The 17,507-nt window shown below is 56.1% G+C and carries 16 protein-coding genes; 7 read left to right on the top strand and 9 right to left on the bottom strand.

Annotation, left to right across the window (positions count from 1 at the left end; translation table 11 throughout):
- Nucleotides 1–91: 91 nt before the first annotated feature.
- Nucleotides 92–2,734 (top strand): replicative DNA helicase, encoded by a 2,643-nt coding sequence (gene dnaB, locus PK28_RS11530; protein ID WP_044513999.1) that lies wholly within the window; start codon nucleotides 92–94, stop codon nucleotides 2,732–2,734.
- A gap of 350 nt (nucleotides 2,735–3,084) precedes the next feature.
- On the opposite strand, the gene PK28_RS20465 is transcribed toward dnaB, so the two are convergent.
- On the bottom strand, nucleotides 3,085–3,603 hold the full coding sequence (locus tag PK28_RS20465; protein ID WP_156126361.1) for a hypothetical protein: 519 nt from the start codon (nucleotides 3,601–3,603) through the stop codon (nucleotides 3,085–3,087).
- A 32-nt stretch (nucleotides 3,604–3,635) separates the two neighbouring features.
- Nucleotides 3,636–4,817: an MFS transporter gene (locus PK28_RS11525; RefSeq protein ID WP_044513996.1), complete on the bottom strand. Its 1,182-nt coding sequence runs from the start codon at nucleotides 4,815–4,817 to the stop codon at nucleotides 3,636–3,638.
- A 250-nt stretch (nucleotides 4,818–5,067) separates the two neighbouring features.
- On the opposite strand from PK28_RS11525, the gene ygiD reads away from it, so the two are divergent.
- A complete protein-coding gene (ygiD, locus tag PK28_RS11520; protein ID WP_044513993.1) occupies nucleotides 5,068–5,901 on the top strand; it encodes a 4,5-DOPA-extradiol-dioxygenase in 834 nt (277 codons plus the stop codon).
- A 3-nt stretch (nucleotides 5,902–5,904) separates the two neighbouring features.
- Here the strand turns inward: ygiD and PK28_RS11515 are convergent, their stop codons facing one another.
- A complete protein-coding gene (locus PK28_RS11515) occupies nucleotides 5,905–6,144 on the bottom strand; it encodes a hypothetical protein (protein WP_044513990.1) in 240 nt (79 codons plus the stop codon).
- A gap of 206 nt (nucleotides 6,145–6,350) precedes the next feature.
- Between PK28_RS11515 and PK28_RS11510 the strand changes: the two genes are divergently transcribed.
- From PK28_RS11510 to PK28_RS11500, 3 genes are all read left to right on the top strand, one after another.
- Nucleotides 6,351–8,963, top strand: a complete 2,613-nt coding sequence (locus PK28_RS11510) for an MGH1-like glycoside hydrolase domain-containing protein (protein WP_044513988.1) — start codon at nucleotides 6,351–6,353, stop codon at nucleotides 8,961–8,963.
- 56 nt (nucleotides 8,964–9,019) lie between these two features.
- The gene (locus PK28_RS11505) at nucleotides 9,020–9,385 is read left to right on the top strand and encodes a hypothetical protein (protein WP_044513985.1); all 366 of its coding nucleotides are present in this window, start codon (nucleotides 9,020–9,022) and stop codon (nucleotides 9,383–9,385) included.
- A 123-nt stretch (nucleotides 9,386–9,508) separates the two neighbouring features.
- Entirely contained in the window at nucleotides 9,509–10,216 is a 708-nt protein-coding gene (locus PK28_RS11500; protein WP_044513982.1) for a dienelactone hydrolase family protein, read from the top strand.
- Nucleotides 10,217–10,340: 124 nt separating this feature from the next.
- Here PK28_RS11500 and PK28_RS11495 read toward each other — a convergent pair whose 3' ends face one another.
- Both PK28_RS11495 and PK28_RS11490 read right to left on the bottom strand, forming a co-directional pair.
- Nucleotides 10,341–10,793 (bottom strand): ankyrin repeat domain-containing protein, encoded by a 453-nt coding sequence (locus PK28_RS11495; protein ID WP_048825926.1) that lies wholly within the window; start codon nucleotides 10,791–10,793, stop codon nucleotides 10,341–10,343.
- A 101-nt stretch (nucleotides 10,794–10,894) separates the two neighbouring features.
- The gene (locus PK28_RS11490) at nucleotides 10,895–11,908 is read right to left on the bottom strand and encodes a bile acid:sodium symporter family protein (RefSeq protein WP_044513980.1); all 1,014 of its coding nucleotides are present in this window, start codon (nucleotides 11,906–11,908) and stop codon (nucleotides 10,895–10,897) included.
- Between the two features lie 283 nt (nucleotides 11,909–12,191).
- Here PK28_RS11490 and PK28_RS11485 point away from each other — a divergent pair, with 283 nt between their 5' ends.
- Nucleotides 12,192–12,956, top strand: a complete 765-nt coding sequence (locus tag PK28_RS11485) for a sulfite exporter TauE/SafE family protein (protein WP_044513977.1) — start codon at nucleotides 12,192–12,194, stop codon at nucleotides 12,954–12,956.
- Between the two features lie 72 nt (nucleotides 12,957–13,028).
- Here the strand turns inward: PK28_RS11485 and PK28_RS19560 are convergent, their stop codons facing one another.
- On the bottom strand, nucleotides 13,029–13,529 hold the full coding sequence (locus PK28_RS19560; RefSeq protein ID WP_156126360.1) for a DUF4890 domain-containing protein: 501 nt from the start codon (nucleotides 13,527–13,529) through the stop codon (nucleotides 13,029–13,031).
- 163 nt (nucleotides 13,530–13,692) lie between these two features.
- Between PK28_RS19560 and PK28_RS11475 the strand changes: the two genes are divergently transcribed.
- The gene (locus PK28_RS11475) at nucleotides 13,693–14,751 is read left to right on the top strand and encodes an SDR family NAD(P)-dependent oxidoreductase (RefSeq protein WP_316931934.1); all 1,059 of its coding nucleotides are present in this window, start codon (nucleotides 13,693–13,695) and stop codon (nucleotides 14,749–14,751) included.
- 104 nt (nucleotides 14,752–14,855) lie between these two features.
- Here PK28_RS11475 and PK28_RS11470 read toward each other — a convergent pair whose 3' ends face one another.
- The 3 genes from PK28_RS11470 to PK28_RS11460 form a co-directional block, all read right to left on the bottom strand.
- The gene (locus PK28_RS11470) at nucleotides 14,856–15,359 is read right to left on the bottom strand and encodes a DUF5004 domain-containing protein (protein WP_044513972.1); all 504 of its coding nucleotides are present in this window, start codon (nucleotides 15,357–15,359) and stop codon (nucleotides 14,856–14,858) included.
- A gap of 296 nt (nucleotides 15,360–15,655) precedes the next feature.
- On the bottom strand, nucleotides 15,656–16,480 hold the full coding sequence (gene mutM, locus PK28_RS11465) for a DNA-formamidopyrimidine glycosylase (RefSeq protein WP_044513970.1): 825 nt from the start codon (nucleotides 16,478–16,480) through the stop codon (nucleotides 15,656–15,658).
- A 123-nt stretch (nucleotides 16,481–16,603) separates the two neighbouring features.
- On the bottom strand, nucleotides 16,604–17,482 hold the full coding sequence (locus PK28_RS11460; protein WP_048825923.1) for a M48 family metalloprotease: 879 nt from the start codon (nucleotides 17,480–17,482) through the stop codon (nucleotides 16,604–16,606).
- Between the last annotated feature and the right edge of the window lie 25 nt (nucleotides 17,483–17,507).

Genomic DNA, 17,507 nt, shown 5'->3' with positions numbered 1-17,507 from the left:
CCAAAAAGAAACTATTCCGCGGGCCCGTAATTTCTACGGCCCAGCTAGTAGCTTTGTACCCCCCTTTGGGTTAGATTTGCTGAGTACGACGATGAATGACCAAATGGATGACCGCCTGAAAATATCTGCTTCCCGCGCCAAAGCAGCCTGGAACTCGCGTCCGGCCCAGCTTCCCACGGGTGGCCCTTCAGGTAAGTTGCCGCCCCAGGCCCTGGAGCTGGAAGCCGCTGTGCTGGGGGCTCTTATGCTGGAAAAAGATGCCCTGACCACCGTTATTGATATTCTGAAAACCCAGAGTTTCTATAAGGAAGGGCACCAGCGCATTTTCAAGGCCATCCTCAATCTGTTCGATAAATCGGAGCCGATTGATATCCTCACCGTCACGCACGAGCTGCGGGAAATGGGCGAGCTGGAAGCAGCCGGCGGCGCCCACTATGTGGCCAACCTGACTTTTAAAGTCAACTCGGCGGCTAACATTGAGTACCACGCCCGCATCATCACGGAAAATGCCATTAAGCGCGAGCTGATTGGTATTGCCAGCACCATTCAGCGCGACGCCTTCGAGGATACCACCGACGTGTTTAACCTGCTGGATAGCACCGAGCAAGCCCTGTTTGAAGTATCGGAGTCGAACATCCGGAAGAACTTTGACGACATGCGCAGCCTGATGGGTAAGGCCATCAAAGAGCTGGAAGAAAAGAAAAACCAGAAAGACGGCCTCACCGGCGTGCCCAGCGGCTTCTCGGCCCTTGACCGGGTAACCTCCGGCTGGCAGCCTTCTGACCTGGTGATTATTGCCGCCCGCCCGGGTATGGGTAAGTGCCTGGGCAAAGGCACCAAAGTGCTGATGTTTGATGGCACGCTGCGCAACGTGGAAGATGTGCAGGCCGGCGAGTTGCTGATGGGCGACGACTCTACCCCGCGCCGGGTGCTCAACATTGCCCGGGGACGCGAAAACATGTATTGGGTGCGTCAGAACAAGGGTGAAGCCTACCGCGTCAACGAAAGTCACATTCTCTCGCTGAAGCGCAGCCGCACCGAAGGCCCGCACCGCCACGGTGACGTGCTCAATATTACGGTGAAGGACTGGCTGGCGAAATCAGCCAAATTCCGCACAAATTACAAAGGCTATAAAGTACCGGTGGAATTTGCAGCGCAGGCAGTACCGGTAGATCCGTACTTCCTCGGGGTGTGGCTCGGCGACGGCAGCACCGACAACTGCCGCATCACGGGCCAGGATCCGGAAATCATCAACTTCCTGCACGAATACGCTGAAACGCTGGACATGCAGGTGACCGTGGGCGTGGTGGAAGGCCGCTGCAACAGCTACGGCATCACCCGGGGCCGTCAAGGAGGTAGCATTGCGCAGTATTCCTTGCAGGATGCGCTTCGTCAGATGGGTGTTTTGGGCGATAAACACATTCCCCAAACCTATCTGGCCAATAGCACCGAAAACCGCCTTCAATTGCTGGCCGGTCTGATTGATTCCGATGGTCACCTCGACCCGGTGTCCAACGGCTACGAAATAACCCAGAAAAACCACCGCCTGGCCCGCCAGATTAAGTTCCTGGCCGATTCGCTGGGCTTCCGTACTTCGCTGAAGAAAAAGCGGGCCGCTATCAGCGCCATCGGCTATGAAAGCGAAGTATACCGGGTGCGTATTTACGGCGACATAAACCGCGTGCCCGTGCGGGTAGAGCGCAAGAAAGCCCAGCCCTGGAAAAGCCCCGTAGACTGGCGCATGACCGGTATTTCGGTTGAGTTTGATAAAGAGGACGACTATTACGGCTTCGCAATTGATGGCAACCGGCTGTTCCTGTTGCAGGACATGACGGTGACCCACAATACCGCTTTTGTGGTTTCGGCCATGCGCAACGCGGCCGTAGAGTTTAAGAAGCCGGTGGCCATTTTCTCGCTGGAAATGTCCTCGCTGCAGCTCGTAAATCGTCTGATTTCGGCGGAAGCAGAACTGGATTCAGAGAAAATCAAGAAAGGCAACCTGGCCGACTACGAGTGGGCCCAGCTCAACCACAAGATTTCGGCCCTGTCCTCGGCGCCCATCTTTATTGATGATACGCCGGGCCTGAGCATCCGGGAGCTGCGCACCAAGTGCCGCCGCCTCAAAGCCCACCACGACATCCAGATGATCATCATTGACTATCTGCAGTTGATGAGCGGCAACACGGATGGCAAGGCCATGGGAAACCGCGAACAGGAAATTGCCTCTATTTCCCGCGCCTTGAAGGGCATTGCCAAAGAGCTGAACGTGCCTGTTCTGGCCCTGTCGCAGCTTTCCCGCTCCGTAGAAACCCGCGGCGGCGACAAGAAGCCGCAGCTGAGTGACCTTCGCGAATCCGGCTCCATCGAGCAGGACGCCGACATGGTTATCTTCCTGTACCGCCCCGAATACTATAAGATTACGGAGGACGAAATGGGCAACCCCACCCAGGGCACCGGCGAGGTAATTATTGCCAAACACCGGAACGGCTCCCTGGAAACCGTGCAGCTTAAGTTTATCGGCAAGTTCACCAAGTTCGCCGACCTCGACGGAGCCGGCGGCTTTGGGCTGGATGGCGCCAGCTACAACACCGGCGCATTCCCCAGCAGCAACTTCGACGATGAACCCAGCTTCACGCCCAATACCATTCGGCTGGGTAGCAAAATCAATGATGGCGGCCCCGGCCCGGTGCCCTTCCCGAAGAGTAATTTCGGGAATGAAGACCCACCGTTTTAGGAAGGATTTAAATCAAAAAGCCTACTGGAAACAGCGGGCTTTTTTGTTTATGAATAGTTTTCGGCGGAGCGAAATAATAACGTTTAAAAATTTTTGAATTACTTTATATTTTGTCACGAATTTTATTTCTCGCCTTACTAATAATGTCTTTGTAATCAGGACTGAAAGGCTCTCCTAACTGATTTTCTAACTGCGCTTCAAGATTCCAAAGTGTTTTCTGTTCCGCTTGGTCTTCAAAAAATTCTGGGTGGTCAGCTTGGTTAAACCTTGCTAAAAAATCAAAAAAGGACTAATGCTTCCTCTTTTGTAACTGATAAGTTTATGTTTGGTTGGTCAATCATGTTAGTATTTTAACGAGCGTACAAAATTCCTAAAGAGCCTTTTATCATTTTCTTCTCAAAAATTTGTCCAACAACATAATTGTTGGATGGGACATCCAAGTTTATAATTTTATTAGTATTGCTAATTTTTATAAAAACAGCATGAGAGTTTAGTGGTTTTTTGTTTTTAGGATAATCCAATTTAGAAACTTTGCCGTGTAATATAATCTTGTCTTGATTGCCGAAGTTGGCATTCCAAAGGATTACATATCCCTGTGACGAGGTTAGAAATAGAAGTGTAAAAATTGATGTAAGTGCAAGTAATCCTGCTGCCTTTCTCCAAAGTGCTTGTTGTGCTCCTCTTTGAAATATGGAATAATAAGAATAAATAAAACCTAGAATGATTGATGGAGCTGTAAACCAATCAAATGTAAGGCGAAGAGTTTTTTGATTATCTATATAGTTGTAAATATGGGAATTATATATTCCAAATATAAGATACAATAAAAAGGGAGTCAAAAATTTTAAGTCAGTTTTATTTATCTCCATTTGATTAAAAATAAGCGAGTGCAAAAGCTCTTTTACTGCACGGGTGTTAATGTCTCTTCCCAGTTACGCAGCAAACCCACTAACCCCAGCGCAGGCCCTACAGCCAGCGTTAGAAACAGATAAGTTGGGTCGATATGCTGGGATAACCAACTGGTGAACTGGATGCTGGCAATAGTCAGCGCAAAGCCCAGGCAGTTTACGATAGTAAGAGAAGTACCGCGCGAGGCCTCCGGGGCATTCTGCGCTACCAGCGTGGAAAATAGCGGCGAATCGGCTACCACTACCATACCCCAGAACACCAGAAACACAACCAGCAGCGTAGGCGAGCTGCCCCGCAGCATCAGCGGCGACACCAGGCAGCACACTCCGGACAGCGCCAACGCAGCCGTGGCCACCGGGCGCGGCCCAAGCCTCTGAGAAAGCAGCCCGCTACCTATACAGGCCAGGCTTCCTGCAGCAATAATGAAAAAGGAGAGCATGGGCACAGAAAACCCCGCCGTGGGATGCGCGCGGTTGTAGGTAGCCAGGAGAATAGGCACAAAGGCCCAGAAGGTATACAGCTCCCACATGTGGCCGAAGTAGCCAAAGGCCGCCGCCCGGAACCGGGGCCGCCGAAACCCATCCAGAAAGGCCGTGAGCTGCAGGTGCTGGCCGGCTTTGCGAAATGGGCCATCGGGCACGAGTAAAACCAGCGCTATGCCACCCAGTACCGCCAGCGCCGAGGTGGCCAGCGTAACGTAGTGCCACGGGAGTTGACCGGCAAGACCTTTGAGCAGGTGCGGAAAGGCCGTGCCCAGCACCAGCGCGCCCACCAGATACCCCAACGACTTCCCCAGCCCGGCCTGGTAATAATCGGAGGCTATTTTCATGCCTACCGGGTAAATGCCGGCCAGGAAAAAGCCGGTCAGAAACCGGAAGGCCAGCAAGCCCCCCGTGCCAATGCCCCCGAGATTGATGCCTAGGTTACACAGGGCAGCCACCAGCGCACTGATGAAGAACACGCGGGAAGGGGAGAAGCGGTCGGCAATGGTGAGTACGGCGAAGGTGAGCGTGCCCGTAATGAAGCCCAGCTGCACGGCGCTGGTCAGATAGGCCACGAAGCCGGGCGGCAAGTGAAATTGAGCGGCTATATCCGGCGCAATGGCATTGCCGGCAAACCAGAGCGAGGTACAGAAAAACTGCGCCAGAACAATAACCGGTAGAATTCGCTGCATAGGGTGGGACTAAGCAAATGCGGTAGTCTGGCCGGAAGCAATCTGACCTAATGCCTACCGGCGCGGCAAAGTACCCAAATCCCGGGAGGTGGCCTCGGTGGGGCTTATCAGCCTAAATAACCACTGACCTTGATATGCTTTGGGGTGATGGGCCGAGGAAGCTAAAGCGGGGTTATTTTGTTATTATTAAAAATCAGGTCCGGGCCGTGTTGGTAATTGGTCCGGATATTCTCTGCCTTCTGCCTTTGCCATGAGCTCCCTGCAAGACCTCCATACCACTGCTTCTTCCTTCCAGCAAACGGCCAAAATGCCGGTGCTTTTTGTAGGGCACGGCTCGCCGATGAATGCGCTGGCTGATAATGCCTTTACTCAGGCGCTGCATCAGCTGGGCACAGATATCCGAAATCTGCAACCGCCGCGCGCTATTCTGGTGGTATCGGCGCACTGGCTCACGCGGGGCACGTTTGTAACTACGAACGAGCGGCCCGAAACCATTCATGACTTCGGTGGCTTTCCGCAGGAGCTGTTTGACATGCAATACCCGGCGCCCGGCGCACCCGATGTAGCCAAGGAAGTACTGGCCGCCCTGCCCGATGCGCACCCCTCCGACGAGTGGGGCCTCGACCACGGCTCCTGGACCATACTGCATCACCTGTTTCCGGAGGCAGATATTCCGGTTTTCCAGCTCAGTATCGACTATTACCAGCCGCTCACTTTTCACGCGGAGTTAGCCAAGCAGCTGCAGTTTCTGCGGCGCCGGGGCGTGCTGATCATTGGTAGCGGCAACATAGTGCACAATCTACGCCAGAGCATGCCCAAGTTCATGGCCGATGACGCCACACCCTATGCGTGGGCCGTGGAGTTTGATGCCTGGGCTAAACAGCGCATTAATCAGCGCGACCTGCACGCCCTGGCCCACTACCAGCAGGCCGGCGCCAGCGGCCCGCTGGCCGTACCCACCCCCGACCATTATATCCCTATGCTGTACAGCTTGGGCCTGGCCGAGACGGACGACGAAATCCGACACGCCTTTGAGGAGGTATCCTTTGGCGGCATGAGTATGCGCACCTTTGTGGTAGGGTAACGCCTAATTGCGGTTATGCGCCAGCCAGCGCAGGGTGGCAGCGGTTTGGGCCGGGCCCCGGAATACCAGCTTGCCTTCTTTCAGGTTGCCGGCGTACACTTCTACCTCCGTAGAGTTGGCGGGTACAAAAACGCGTACATACTCTCGGGCGTCAGGCCGCACGTAGGTTACTCCTTCCTGTTCGGCCGGGTGGGGCCATGCAATTTCATAAAAGCCCGCATCCTTCAACTGCACGTTAATCATATAGCTATTTTTCTATCTGTTCGGCTGCAGAAGCCAAATACGTCTTGGATAGTTCCAGGTTAATAAAATTTCATCATAAGAAGAGTAAATAGCACAGAGTAAGGAGGATAAAAATTGGGTCTACGGATTTGAGGGTATCTTCCCGGGGCTGATAAAACGCCCGGCCGGTAACCCACGTATTTGGCTGCTTAGCGTAACCCGATACTATGACGCAGGAACAACTACGCTTAAGGGAAAATAACGCGCAGACAGCTCACTGGAAGAAGTTTGGCCCCTACCTCACGGAGCGGCAGTGGGGCACCGTACGCGAGGACTACAGCCCCGATGGCAACGCCTGGGACTACCTGCCCCATGATATGGCCCGCAGCACCGCCTACCGTTGGGGCGAGGAGGGCATAGGCGGTATTTCCGATGATGAGCAGCTGCTCTGCTTTTCGGTAGCTCTGTGGAATGGTGCTGATAACCAGCTGAAAGAGCGGCTGTTTGGCCTCACCAATGGCCAGGGCAACCACGGCGAGGACGTGAAGGAGTGCTATTACTACCTGGATAGCACGCCCACGCACTCTTACATGAAAATGCTGTATAAATATCCGCAGCGTGCCTTCCCCTACAAAAAGCTGCTGGATGAAAACGCCCGCCGTACTCGCCTGGAGCCGGAATATGAGCTGCTGGATACCGGTATTTTCAATGAGGGCCGCTACTTTGATGTATTCATTGAATATGCCAAAGCCAGCTCTAATGATATATTGATTCAAGTGACGGTGCACAACCGTGGCCCGCGCCGGGCCCGCCTGCAAGTGCTGCCGCAGCTTTGGTTTCGCAACACCTGGAGCTGGGGCCAGGATGACTACCAGCCCGAAATGCACGCCGGCAAGCCTGGTTGCGTCAATCTCCACCATAAAACCCTGGGCCAATACCACTTTTACTGCGACCAGAAGCCCACCCTGCTGTTCTGCGACAACGAAACCAACGGGGTGCGGCGCTATGGCCTACCCGGGCAGGGCCGCTTTTTTAAAGATGGCATAAATGATTATGTGGTGGCCGGCAATAAAAGCGCCGTCAATCAAGAGCAGCGCGGCACCAAAGTAGCGGCCCAGTACCACCTCACCCTGGCGCCCGGCCAGCAGCGGGTAGTGCGCCTGCGCCTGAGCAAAAACGAATGGGATGCGCCCTTCGCCAACTTCGAGCGGCATTTTGACACCCGCAAACGGGAGGCCGATGAGTTCTACGACTGCATTCAGGAAACCCTGACCAGCCCCGATGCGCGCAACATTCAGCGCCAGGCATTTGCGGGCATGCTCTGGAGCAAGCAGTACTACTATTACGATGTAGCCCAGTGGCTGGACGGCGACCCGGCCATGGCTCCCGCGGACCCGGGCCGGCGCCAGGGCCGCAACAGCAAATGGCGGCACCTGTACAACGCCGATATCATTTCCATGCCCGATAAGTGGGAATACCCCTGGTATGCCGCCTGGGATTTAGCTTTCCACTGCATTCCCTTGGCCATGGTAGATGCCGAGTTTGCCAAAACTCAACTGCGCCTGCTCACCAAGGATGGGTATATGCACCCCAGCGGCCAGCTGCCCGCCTACGAGTGGAACCTGAACGACGTGAACCCGCCCGTGCACGCCTGGGCCACCTGGCGCGTGTACCAGATGGACAAAAAGCTGCATAACGGCCGCCCCGATACGCCTTTTCTGGAGGCTGTCTTCCACAAGCTGGCCCTCAATTTTACCTGGTGGGTAAACCGCAAGGACAAAAGCGAGCGGAACATCTTTGAAGGGGGCTTTCTGGGGCTGGATAACATTGGCGTGTTCGACCGGAGCGCCCCGTTGCCCACCGGCGGCAAGATTGAGCAGAGCGACGGCACCAGCTGGATGGCTATGTTTGCCATGAATATGGTGCGCATGGCCCTGGAGCTGGCCAAAACCAACCCGGTGTACCAGGAAATGGCCGGTAAGTTCTTTGAGCACTTCCTCTACATAGCCGATGCCATGACCCGCGGCGGCGACGGCGCCTTCAACCTCTGGGACGAGGAAGACCGTTTCTACTACGATGTGCTGCACACCCCCGATGATGCCCGCACCAAGCTGAAAGTGCGCTCCATTGTGGGGCTGATTCCCCTTTTTGCCATTGAGGTAATTGACCAGGAGCTGCTGGATGCTCTGCCGGAATTTACCGGGCGGGCGCGCTGGCTGATTGAGAACCGGCCCCATCTGGCCCAGCTGGTGTCCCGGTGGGAGGAGCCCGGCAAAGCCGCCCGGCACAAGCTTTCCTTGTTGCGGCAGGACCGCCTGCGCAGTCTGCTCACGCGCATGCTCGATGAAGAGGAGTTTCTTTCTGATTACGGCATCCGGGCTATGTCGCGCTACCATCTGGAGCACCCCTATGTGTTCAGCACCCCCGACGCCGATTTTTCCGTGGGCTACGTGCCGGGCGAGGCGGAGTCCAGCATGTTTGGTGGGAATTCCAACTGGCGCGGCCCTATCTGGTTTCCTATCAACTATCTGATTATTGAGTCGTTGCAGCGGTATCATTTCTACTACGGCGACAGTTTTCAGATTGAGTTTCCTACGGGCTCCGGCAACCTGCACACCCTTAAACAGGTGGCCGATGCTTTATCGGCCCGCCTTACCCGGCTGTTGCTGAAGGACGAGAATGGCCGCCGGCCGGCCTTTGGTGATGCGGAGCTATTGCAAACCGACCCCCACTTCCGCGACTATCTCTACTTTCACGAGTACTTCCACGGCGACAACGGCCGCGGCATGGGCGCCAGCCACCAAACCGGCTGGACCGGCCTTATTGTGCGGCTTCTGTAACAGGAAGGTGCCGGGCGTTTTTCATTCATTTCTCTTTCTCCTTTTCTCCCGTTCCCATGAGCCTCGATAGCGCCACCTTTTTTCTGCACGCCGCCCCCAGCGAAAAAACCACCGTGTATGTGCATGCCGGCCCCAATGCTGACCATGATGAGGAGGAAGAAGACGGCAGCCAGGGCCGCCGTTGCGACGCCTTGCTCATTGCCCAGACCTATGATCAGAAGCTGTTCGTAACCCTGGAAGAGCCCCGCCGCTACCTCACGCATACCCAGCTGGATGAGCACTCCAAGGACGTGGAAATAGATTTTTTGCGGGATTATGAGGAGGTAGAAGAAATTATGGAAGAGGCCGGACTAGCGGGCATGTACAACGGCGCCGAGGGAATTGTCTACCACAATCTGCTTTTCCTGGTCATGAACCGTTAACGGCCTGCAGACCTGCTGTTTCCGAAAAGTAGGGCCGAAACCCGGGAAAACAGGATTCTGGCAATAGCCAAACATTGCGGCCGGCTGGTCGTTTGCTTGCTAAACTTTATAATCTGCACTCTCATGAGCTACCCAAACGCCGTAACCCTTACTGCCGCCGATAATACCCAACTGCAAGCCTATACTGCCTTCCCCAATACACAAGAGCCCCGCCCGGGCATCATTCTTTGCCAGGAGGCTTTTGGCGTAAACCACCATATCCGCAGCGTAGCCGACCGGCTGGCCCAGGCCGGCTACGTGGTCATTGCCCCGGAAATTTATCACCGCACGGCCAAGCCGGGGCAGGAGTTTCCGTACGACAACTTCACCGCGGCCATTCCGCACTACGGCGCCATTACCAACGAAGGCCTCGCGGCCGATTTGCGGGCCAGCTACGACTGGCTGCAGGCCCAGGACGCGGTATTGTCCGATAAGATTGGCAGTATTGGGTTCTGCCTGGGCGGCCGGGTAGCATTCCTGGCCAATGCCGTGCTGCCGCTGGCCGCCGGCGTGTCGTACTACGGGGGCGGCACGCATCAGCTCACCCGGTACGCCGCCGACCTCTCCGCGCCGCACCTGTTTTTCTGGGGCGGCCTGGATGCGCACATCAGCAAGGAGCAGATTGCGCAGGTAATAGAGGCCGTAGAAGCCGCAGATAAGCCCTACATCAACACCGTTATTTCCTACGCCGACCACGGCTTCCACTGCGACGAGCGACCCAGCTACCACCCCCAGGCGGCACAGGAAGCCTGGGCCCTCACGCTGGCCTTCTTCCAGGAAAAGCTGCGGTAAGCGTGCCTGCGGTGCGCTCGGCATAAAGCCGGAAAAACTGGCCGCCCTCCCATGGAGCTGGCAATATAAAAAAGACCGGACCCAGGTGAGGGTCCGGTCTTTTTTATGAGATTAAGGCAAAGCGTTATTTCAACTTTTGCTCTAAAAGGGTAACTACCGCGGCATTGCCACTTTCTTTGGCCGCCGCCAGCGCATCTTTGCCGTCTTCATCTTTGGCTTTGGCATCGGCACCGTTTTCCAGCAGAAAGGTTACAATTTCCTGGTTGCCTTTGCCGGCTGCGGCCATCAGAGCAGTGGCTTTGAAGTTGTCGGTCTGGTTTATCTGGGCTTTGTGCTGCACCAGCAGCTTCACAATTTCCAGGCGGTTGTTGCCGGCGGCCACAATCAGGCAGGTGGTGGGAAAGCCCGGAATCATCTCTACGGTGGCGTTGGGGTTAGCACCATTGGCCAAAAGCGTCTCCACATCGGCCGGTTTGTTTCTCAGCACGGCCGTGAACAGTTCTTTGGTAGTAGACTGGGCCGAAACCGTACTAATGAGGCCAATAAATAAGGCGAAAAGGAGAAAGAATTTTCTCATGCCGGGAATAGGTGGTTTTTGGAATATAACAAGCCTCAAAAGTAGCTAAAACGCCGTAAGTGAAGCATAGAGGCGTAATAAAAATTGGATGATTGACTTATTCAGGTAACCGATTCCTGCCGGGCGGCCCGTTGGGCCAGCACGCTGGCGGCCAGAATCTGCAAGGCATGATACAGCATCAGCGGCAACAGCAGCGCCCCCGTAGCGGCCATATTGGGGAACAGGATAGCAGCCATCACGCTGCCATGTACCAACGATTTTTTAGAGCCGCAGAAAAGCGCCGTCAGCTGGTCGGGGCGGGGCAGGTGCAGGGCGCGGCTCAGCAGCCCAATACCACCAAACACCAGCAGGAAAAGGCCCAGCATGCCAGCAGCCAGCCACAGCACATCCAGCAGCCCATAGCTGTGGAATATTCCCTGCGCAAACGACTCACTGAACGAGGTGAAAACCAGCAGCAGAATAATAACCTGGTCGGAGGTGCGCAGGCGCAGGCGGTGCCGCTCGGCAAAGGCGCCCAGCCAGCGGTGCAGCACCACCCCCGCCAGCACGGGCAGTACCACCTGCACCAATAAATCCAGGGCCAGGCTGCTAAGGGCGGCGTTGCCGGTGGCGGTGTGCAGCACCAGCCCCGTCCAGAGCGGGGTGGCCACAATGCCCAGCAGCCCGGAAAGGGTAGCATTGAAAATAGCTGCCGGAATATTGCCCCCGGCCATAGAAACCATCACCACAGAAGTAGATACCGTGGAAGGCAGCGTGCACAGAAAAAAGATGCTCTGCCACAGCAGCTGGCTGGTTTCCGAAGTGCCAAATAAGGGATGCACTGCCAGGGCCAGCAGCGGAAACACCAGAAATGTGGTGGCTTGTATAAGAACATGCAGCCGCCAGTTGCGCATGCCGGCCCGCAACTTCTCAGGGCTGAGACGCAGGCCGTAGAAAAAGAAAATCAGGCTGATGCCCGCGCTGGTCATGCGGTGCCAGGGCAGGGGACTGGCTTTGCTGCCCAGCTCGGGAAACGCATATGCCAGTGCCACCGCCCCCAGCAGGCCCAGTAAAAACCAATCGATGCCCAGGCGGGAAAGCAGGCCCCGGAGGCGCCCGGAAGTAGAAGCAGACATAAGCAGGCAGAACACCCAAACGGTTGTGGAGAAAGACCCCCACCAAACCGGCAAGCTACTTATGATTTCTGCTTTTCGCCACCTGCGTGCTATGTAGCATGGCTTGAAACGCCAAAGTAGGTTGGCAAAGCAGCTGCATATGCAGGCCCACTAGCTGTTGCGCTTGCCGCTTGACAAGTGGGTGGACAACTGGCGTCAAACACTTGGCTGAATGCTTTATTTGGCCTTTTCTACAACTTTTTATTCACCTAAAGACATGGCGCCGCTATCTTCAGGTTCTATTATGACAACGACCCTGATTGCCCTTTGCCTTTTTGCTTTTTTAGCCGGCTTTGTAGATTCCGTAGTGGGTGGCGGTGGCCTTATTCAGCTGCCGGCTATGTTGTTGTTGCTTAAGGGTGTGCCGGTGCCTACTATCTTAGGTACGGGTAAAGTATCGTCGTTGGCGGGCACGGCGGCGGCCCTGCGGCGCTACGCAGGCCGGGTACCCATGCGGTGGCAGGCCGTGGGAGCCGCCGCTGCTACTGCGGCGGTATTTTCATTCCTGGGCGCCCGGGTAGTAAGTCAGCTGCCGGCCGCCATGCTGCGGCCCCTGGTGCTGGGCATGCTGGTGGTTATTGGGATATACACCTTCTGGCGCAAGGATTTCGGGGCTTTGCACGCCCCCCGGCTTTCGCCCCGGCGTGAAGTACTTCTGGGCCTGCTCATGGGCGTGTGCCTGGGTTTTTACGATGGTTTCTTTGGGCCCGGCACCGGCAGCTTTCTGCTGTTCGGGTTTGTAGGGCTGTTTGGCTACGATTTTTTATCCGCCTCGGCCTCGGCCAAGCTGGTAAACGTGGCTACCAACCTGGCCAGCCTGCTGTATTTCGCCTTCACCAACCAGATTCTTTACCAGGTAGCCCTGCCTATGGCGGCCTGCAATATGCTGGGCTCTACGCTGGGCGCTAAAGTGGCCCTGCAACGCGGCACCGGGTTTGTACGCGTACTGTTTCTGGTGGTAGTGAGCGGTATTATTCTAAAGTTGGGATACGAAACCTGGCAGGGTTAAGCAGAAAAAAACCCTTACAAAAAAGCCCCGGCATTTCTGTGCCGGGGCTTTTTTGTAAGGGTTTCTGCTTCGCTATTCGCCATCCTGGCCGGGCAGGCCGGGGGCGGGGGTGCCCTGGGTGCCGGTTACGTTGGGCACGCCCATTTTCTCTTCGCGCTTGCGCTGATACCGGTCAAACTGCGGCGGCGTGAGGACGTCTTTCAGCGAGGACAACCTCGACTGGCCGATGTCATCAATCAGGGCGGCCATTTTGCGCAGGTCGTTGCGGTATTTCAGTCGCACGGTTTCCACGTTGCGCACGCTGTTCAGGTTTATCTGCTGCACCTTTTCCGTTTGCTGCGGGGTAAGGCCCAGGGCTTTTTGCATGTTTTCCGTGAGGGCCGTGGCCCGCTCCTCTACTTTGGCGGCCGCCGGAGCCGGGCGCGCCGCCACGGGTGCCGGAATAGTTTCCTTGGTCTTGGTAGTGCCGGCGGCAGTTTTTACTTTGGTTTTACTGCTCACCGTTTGTGCCCGCAGCCCCAGCGGAGCAGCAAAAAGGACGGCGGCAGAAAAGGCAACAAGAAGCTTATTCATAGCAACTAAAGGCAGAAATGAGAAGTAGGGCCGCGAAAAGCCGGCCCCGGCAAACGGTACCGTAAATATGGTGCCAGTTATAAAAGAATGCGCCAATAACGGAGCTGGCCCACGAATTTATGCATCATTCTGAAAAAAAGGCGCTGTCTGTAACCTTTGCCCTGTGCTTCGCTTAGAAGCTTATATGAAGCGACAAACCCGAAACAACTGGCTGGCGGCTGCGGGAGCAGGGGCGCTGGTCGCTGCTGCCGCCCTGTGGAGCAACCGCCGCGGCTCCTATGACCTCAATGGCCGAGTGGTTTTAATTACGGGCGGCTCCCGGGGCCTGGGTCTGCTGCTGGCCCGCCAGGCCGTGGCTGAAGGGGCGAAAGTGGCCATTTGTGCCCGCGACGCCGACGAACTGGAGCGCGCCCGCCAGGAGCTGGCCAACGACGGCGCCGAAGTGCTGGCCCTGGTGCGCGACCTATCCGAGCCAACCGAGGTGCGCACGCTGGTGGAGGAAGTGCAGCAGCAGCTGGGCGCCATTGATGTCCTGATAAACAACGCCGGTATCATCACGGGTGGCCCCCTGGATCATATGGATATCAGTGAGTATCAGGACTCCATGAATATCCATTTCTGGGCGCCGCTACACGCCATGCAAGCCGTACTGCCGGCTATGCGCGGCCGCGGCGAAGGCCGTATTGTCAACATTGCTTCCGTGGGTGGCAAAGTAGCCGTGCCGCACCTGGCGCCCTACAGCGCCAGCAAGTTTGCGCTGGTAGGCCTTTCCGAAGCATTCCGGTCGGAGCTGCTGCAGGAGGGAATTCTGGTAACTACCGTATGCCCGGGCCTGATGCGCACGGGCAGTGCCCGCAATGCCCAGGTAAAAGGCCAGCATCAAAAGGAATTTGCCTGGTTTATTGTCGCCGATTCGTTGCCGGTACTTTCCATGGATGCCACCATGGCGGCCCGCCAGATCTGGAATGCCTGCCGCCGCGGCGACGCCGAGGTAATTCTGGGGCTGCCGGCCAAGCTCCTGTCGGCGGTGCACGGCCTGTTCCCCGGTACCACCGCCGATGTGCTGAGCTGGGTGAACCGTACCTTGCCCGGCCCCACCGGCGAAGCTGGGGACGAGCGCCGCAAGGGCTACGAAAGTGAGTCTGCCGTAAGTCAGTCCTGGCTTACTACGCTCACGCAAAAGGCAGCCCGGCAGAACAACGAAATATCCCCGGCATCCTAGCCTTCCCAAACTTCAGTGTTTCGGCCATTCTTATACAAAAAACGCCCAGCTAAATAGCTGGGCGTTTTGCTTGCCAGGTTTTGAAAACCGGCAATAAGGACGGATTAGCGGGCGAAAACCGAGGTTGTAGTAACGGAAGCACCCTGGGGTACGCTTTGCGTGGAACGCAGGCGCAAAGAAGTTGGGGTGAGCTCGGCTACGGCGTAGCTACGTGCGCTCTGACCAATGGTGATGGTGAGCGAATCACCTTTTTCGTTCAGTTTCCAGCTGCCCGTAGACTGCTGAGGAGCATCTTCGTCCTGTTTCAGCTGGCCTTCGTTTTCGATGTACTGGCCACCATCCTGGTATTGGATCTGGTTGTCGCGCAGGCTGGGTTTCAGTCGGGCAAACATGCTGGTAGTGGAAACCTCATTGCTACCGGGCACTACAACGCTAGACGTCATATCGGTGAGGTGCCAGGTGCCGCCGGGCAGGGCCGCAGTAAGCGAAGTGGCAGCAGCAGCGGCCTTATTCTGAGCGGGATTCTCTACTTCAACAGTTTCTTTCTCACAGGATGCCAGGGAGATAAGGCCCATGGCCAGGCTCAGGAAAAGGGGCAATTTCTTCATGTACAGGAAGCTTTGGTAAGTAATGAATTAAGTGACAGTGCGCGGTGGTAGCGGGGCTACCAATTCAACAACTACATTTCAACCTCAAACGCGGCAAAGTCCACATCCGTAGCTGTGTTGCCTGTCACAAATGTAAAAACAATATTTTGATTGATATCGGTAAAAGACAATAATTGAAAGAATATATCAGGAAAATTACAAATGAGGTAATATTGTATTTATCAGTGCATTAAGGCGGTATTTTGTGGTCTAACTGCACTAAATGCCCCCTTTTTGAGACATAATTTTACACTATTCTAGTGATTGTAAGAAGGCTGGCAGACCGGGCAAGTATAAGTTGCCCGGCCCCCAACGTAGGTTTTTTCAATAACGGTGTTTGTATGAATTGGACAATTCAGATGATTTGTAGTTTCCGATGTAGGAGAATTATCCCATTCCCGGGCATGGATTAAAAAGGACGCTGGAAAGTAGCGGTACACCGCTTCGTGCTGAATGGCGGTGGTAAGTACTAGCTGAACAGCCTGATGCAAGGCGTTGAAATGTTCAATTGTTAAGGAGTTGGCCGGTCTTTCCGGATGAATACGGGCCTGAAATAGTACCTCATCTACAATCCAGTTGCCTAAGCCCGCCGTAATAGCCTGATTCAGCAACAGCGGCTTAATTGCTTGTTTCCGTTTACTAAGGGCCTGCTGCAGCTGTGCTGCTGTAATAGCCAGGGCATCGGGCCCCAGTTTCTTTGCCTTACTGAATGCCTCCAGGCTGGCGGCCAGCCGGATACGGCCAAATTTGCGTGGGTCGATGAAGGCTACGCGCAAGCCGTTGCCTAGGTGAAAGGCCACCCGGGTAAAGCGGGGCCGGTCGTGGTCGTGGCGGTAGGCGCCCACGTCGCCTGTCATGCCAAAGTGCACGGCCAGCACTTGCCCGGTAGAAAGCTCCAGAAAGCAGTTTTTACCCAGCCGGCGGGTGCCCGTTATGGTAGCTCCCACCAGCGCCTGCCGCAGCTCTTCTTCGGGCGTAGCCAGCACATGGGCATCCAGCACTTCAAAATCTATCAGTGTTTGGTGCACCAGCAATTCATCCAGCAGGCGGCGGTAAGTTTCTACTTCGGGCAGTTCCGGCATGGTAGGGGAGTAAGGGTGTAAGACTTTAGCACGAACAAGCCGCTTGGCAAGGCGGCTGCCATCCATACGAAAAAAGCCGGCCCTAAGGGATAGGGCCGGCTTTTTTATGTTTGTAAGACTAGGCTAGGAGGGGTCGGAAACCATGCCCACCTGCTGCCCGCGGGCGTTGTAAATACGGCCGGATTCGCTGACATACAGGCGGCGCTGCTGCCCATCAACCAGCACAAACGGGAAGTCGTTGCTATTAGAACGGGTTAGTTGCCCAATCACCTCGGGCGTGTTGTCCTGCCCTACCCGAATGACGTTCAGCCGGTTGGTAACGTAATAAGGCTCGGCCGGATTATCCCGAAAGCTGATGCGGCCCACTATACTAACCGGGGCGGCGGCTGCCCGCGGCTGCGCCGCCGGACGGCTGGCCAGCATAGCCGGCCGGGCCGAGGGGGCACTGGTACGGGTGCTGGCCGCAATTTGCTGGTTGGCCCGCTGCCAGCCTTCGCCAATGGAGCGCAGGCGGCTGTTGCGGCCGGGGTGCGTTACGGAAGGCGCGTCCTCCGCCAATACGGCCATGGCGGCTTGCGCTTCGGCCAGGCTGGCCCCCATCTTACGCAGCACAAAGCCCGAGAATTCATCGGCCTCCAGCTCATCGGCGGGCTGCGAGCCACCGGCGCGCAGGGTATGTCCATTCAGGTGGTGGCCAATTTCGTGGGCCAGAATGCTGATGCCAGCCCAATCGGTGCGGCCGGCGCGGTTTACGGCCGCCACAAACTGCGGATTATAGAGCAGGAAGCGGTGTCCATTGTACACCACCGCAGCAGCATTCTGCACCTCACTGGTAGCGCGCAGGTCAAAGCGCGGTTTCAGGCCCACTACATCCGTAATTTCCTGTAAGATATTGCGCTGGCCCCCGGCCGCAGCCGACTGAGCGTTGGCAGCAGAAGACAGCAGCAGCCAACCGGCCAGCCATAAGCCAGCAAAGCGGCGGAATATGCGGAGTTGGGTCATGAGGAATTTCCTTTCGTTTGGGCCA

It is taken from the genome of Hymenobacter sp. DG25B, assembly GCF_000801315.1.
Taxonomy (GTDB): Bacteria; Bacteroidota; Bacteroidia; order Cytophagales; family Hymenobacteraceae; genus Hymenobacter.
The sequence above is the reverse complement of the archived record's forward strand: the minus strand, read 5'-3'. Positions and strand labels throughout refer to the sequence as shown.

Bases quoted from the DNA above. Each gene is read 5' to 3' on its own strand.
- PK28_RS11500 (WP_044513982.1), top strand. From the start codon at position 9,509: ATGAGCTACCCAAACGCCGTAACCCTTACTGCCGCCGATAATACCCAA.
- PK28_RS11525 (WP_044513996.1), bottom strand. From the start codon at position 4,817: ATGCAGCGAATTCTACCGGTTATTGTTCTGGCGCAGTTTTTCTGTACC.
- PK28_RS11505 (WP_044513985.1), top strand. From the start codon at position 9,020: ATGAGCCTCGATAGCGCCACCTTTTTTCTGCACGCCGCCCCCAGCGAA.
- PK28_RS19560 (WP_156126360.1), bottom strand. From the start codon at position 13,529: ATGAATAAGCTTCTTGTTGCCTTTTCTGCCGCCGTCCTTTTTGCTGCT.
- PK28_RS11495 (WP_048825926.1), bottom strand. From the start codon at position 10,793: ATGAGAAAATTCTTTCTCCTTTTCGCCTTATTTATTGGCCTCATTAGT.
- ygiD (WP_044513993.1), top strand. From the start codon at position 5,068: ATGAGCTCCCTGCAAGACCTCCATACCACTGCTTCTTCCTTCCAGCAA.
- PK28_RS11470 (WP_044513972.1), bottom strand. From the start codon at position 15,359: ATGAAGAAATTGCCCCTTTTCCTGAGCCTGGCCATGGGCCTTATCTCC.
- PK28_RS11510 (WP_044513988.1), top strand. From the start codon at position 6,351: ATGACGCAGGAACAACTACGCTTAAGGGAAAATAACGCGCAGACAGCT.
- PK28_RS20465 (WP_156126361.1), bottom strand. From the start codon at position 3,603: ATGGAGATAAATAAAACTGACTTAAAATTTTTGACTCCCTTTTTATTG.
- PK28_RS11460 (WP_048825923.1), bottom strand. From the start codon at position 17,482: ATGACCCAACTCCGCATATTCCGCCGCTTTGCTGGCTTATGGCTGGCC.
- PK28_RS11515 (WP_044513990.1), bottom strand. From the start codon at position 6,144: ATGATTAACGTGCAGTTGAAGGATGCGGGCTTTTATGAAATTGCATGG.
- dnaB (WP_044513999.1), top strand. From the start codon at position 92: ATGAATGACCAAATGGATGACCGCCTGAAAATATCTGCTTCCCGCGCC.
- mutM (WP_044513970.1), bottom strand. From the start codon at position 16,480: ATGCCGGAACTGCCCGAAGTAGAAACTTACCGCCGCCTGCTGGATGAA.
- PK28_RS11490 (WP_044513980.1), bottom strand. From the start codon at position 11,908: ATGTCTGCTTCTACTTCCGGGCGCCTCCGGGGCCTGCTTTCCCGCCTG.
- PK28_RS11485 (WP_044513977.1), top strand. From the start codon at position 12,192: ATGACAACGACCCTGATTGCCCTTTGCCTTTTTGCTTTTTTAGCCGGC.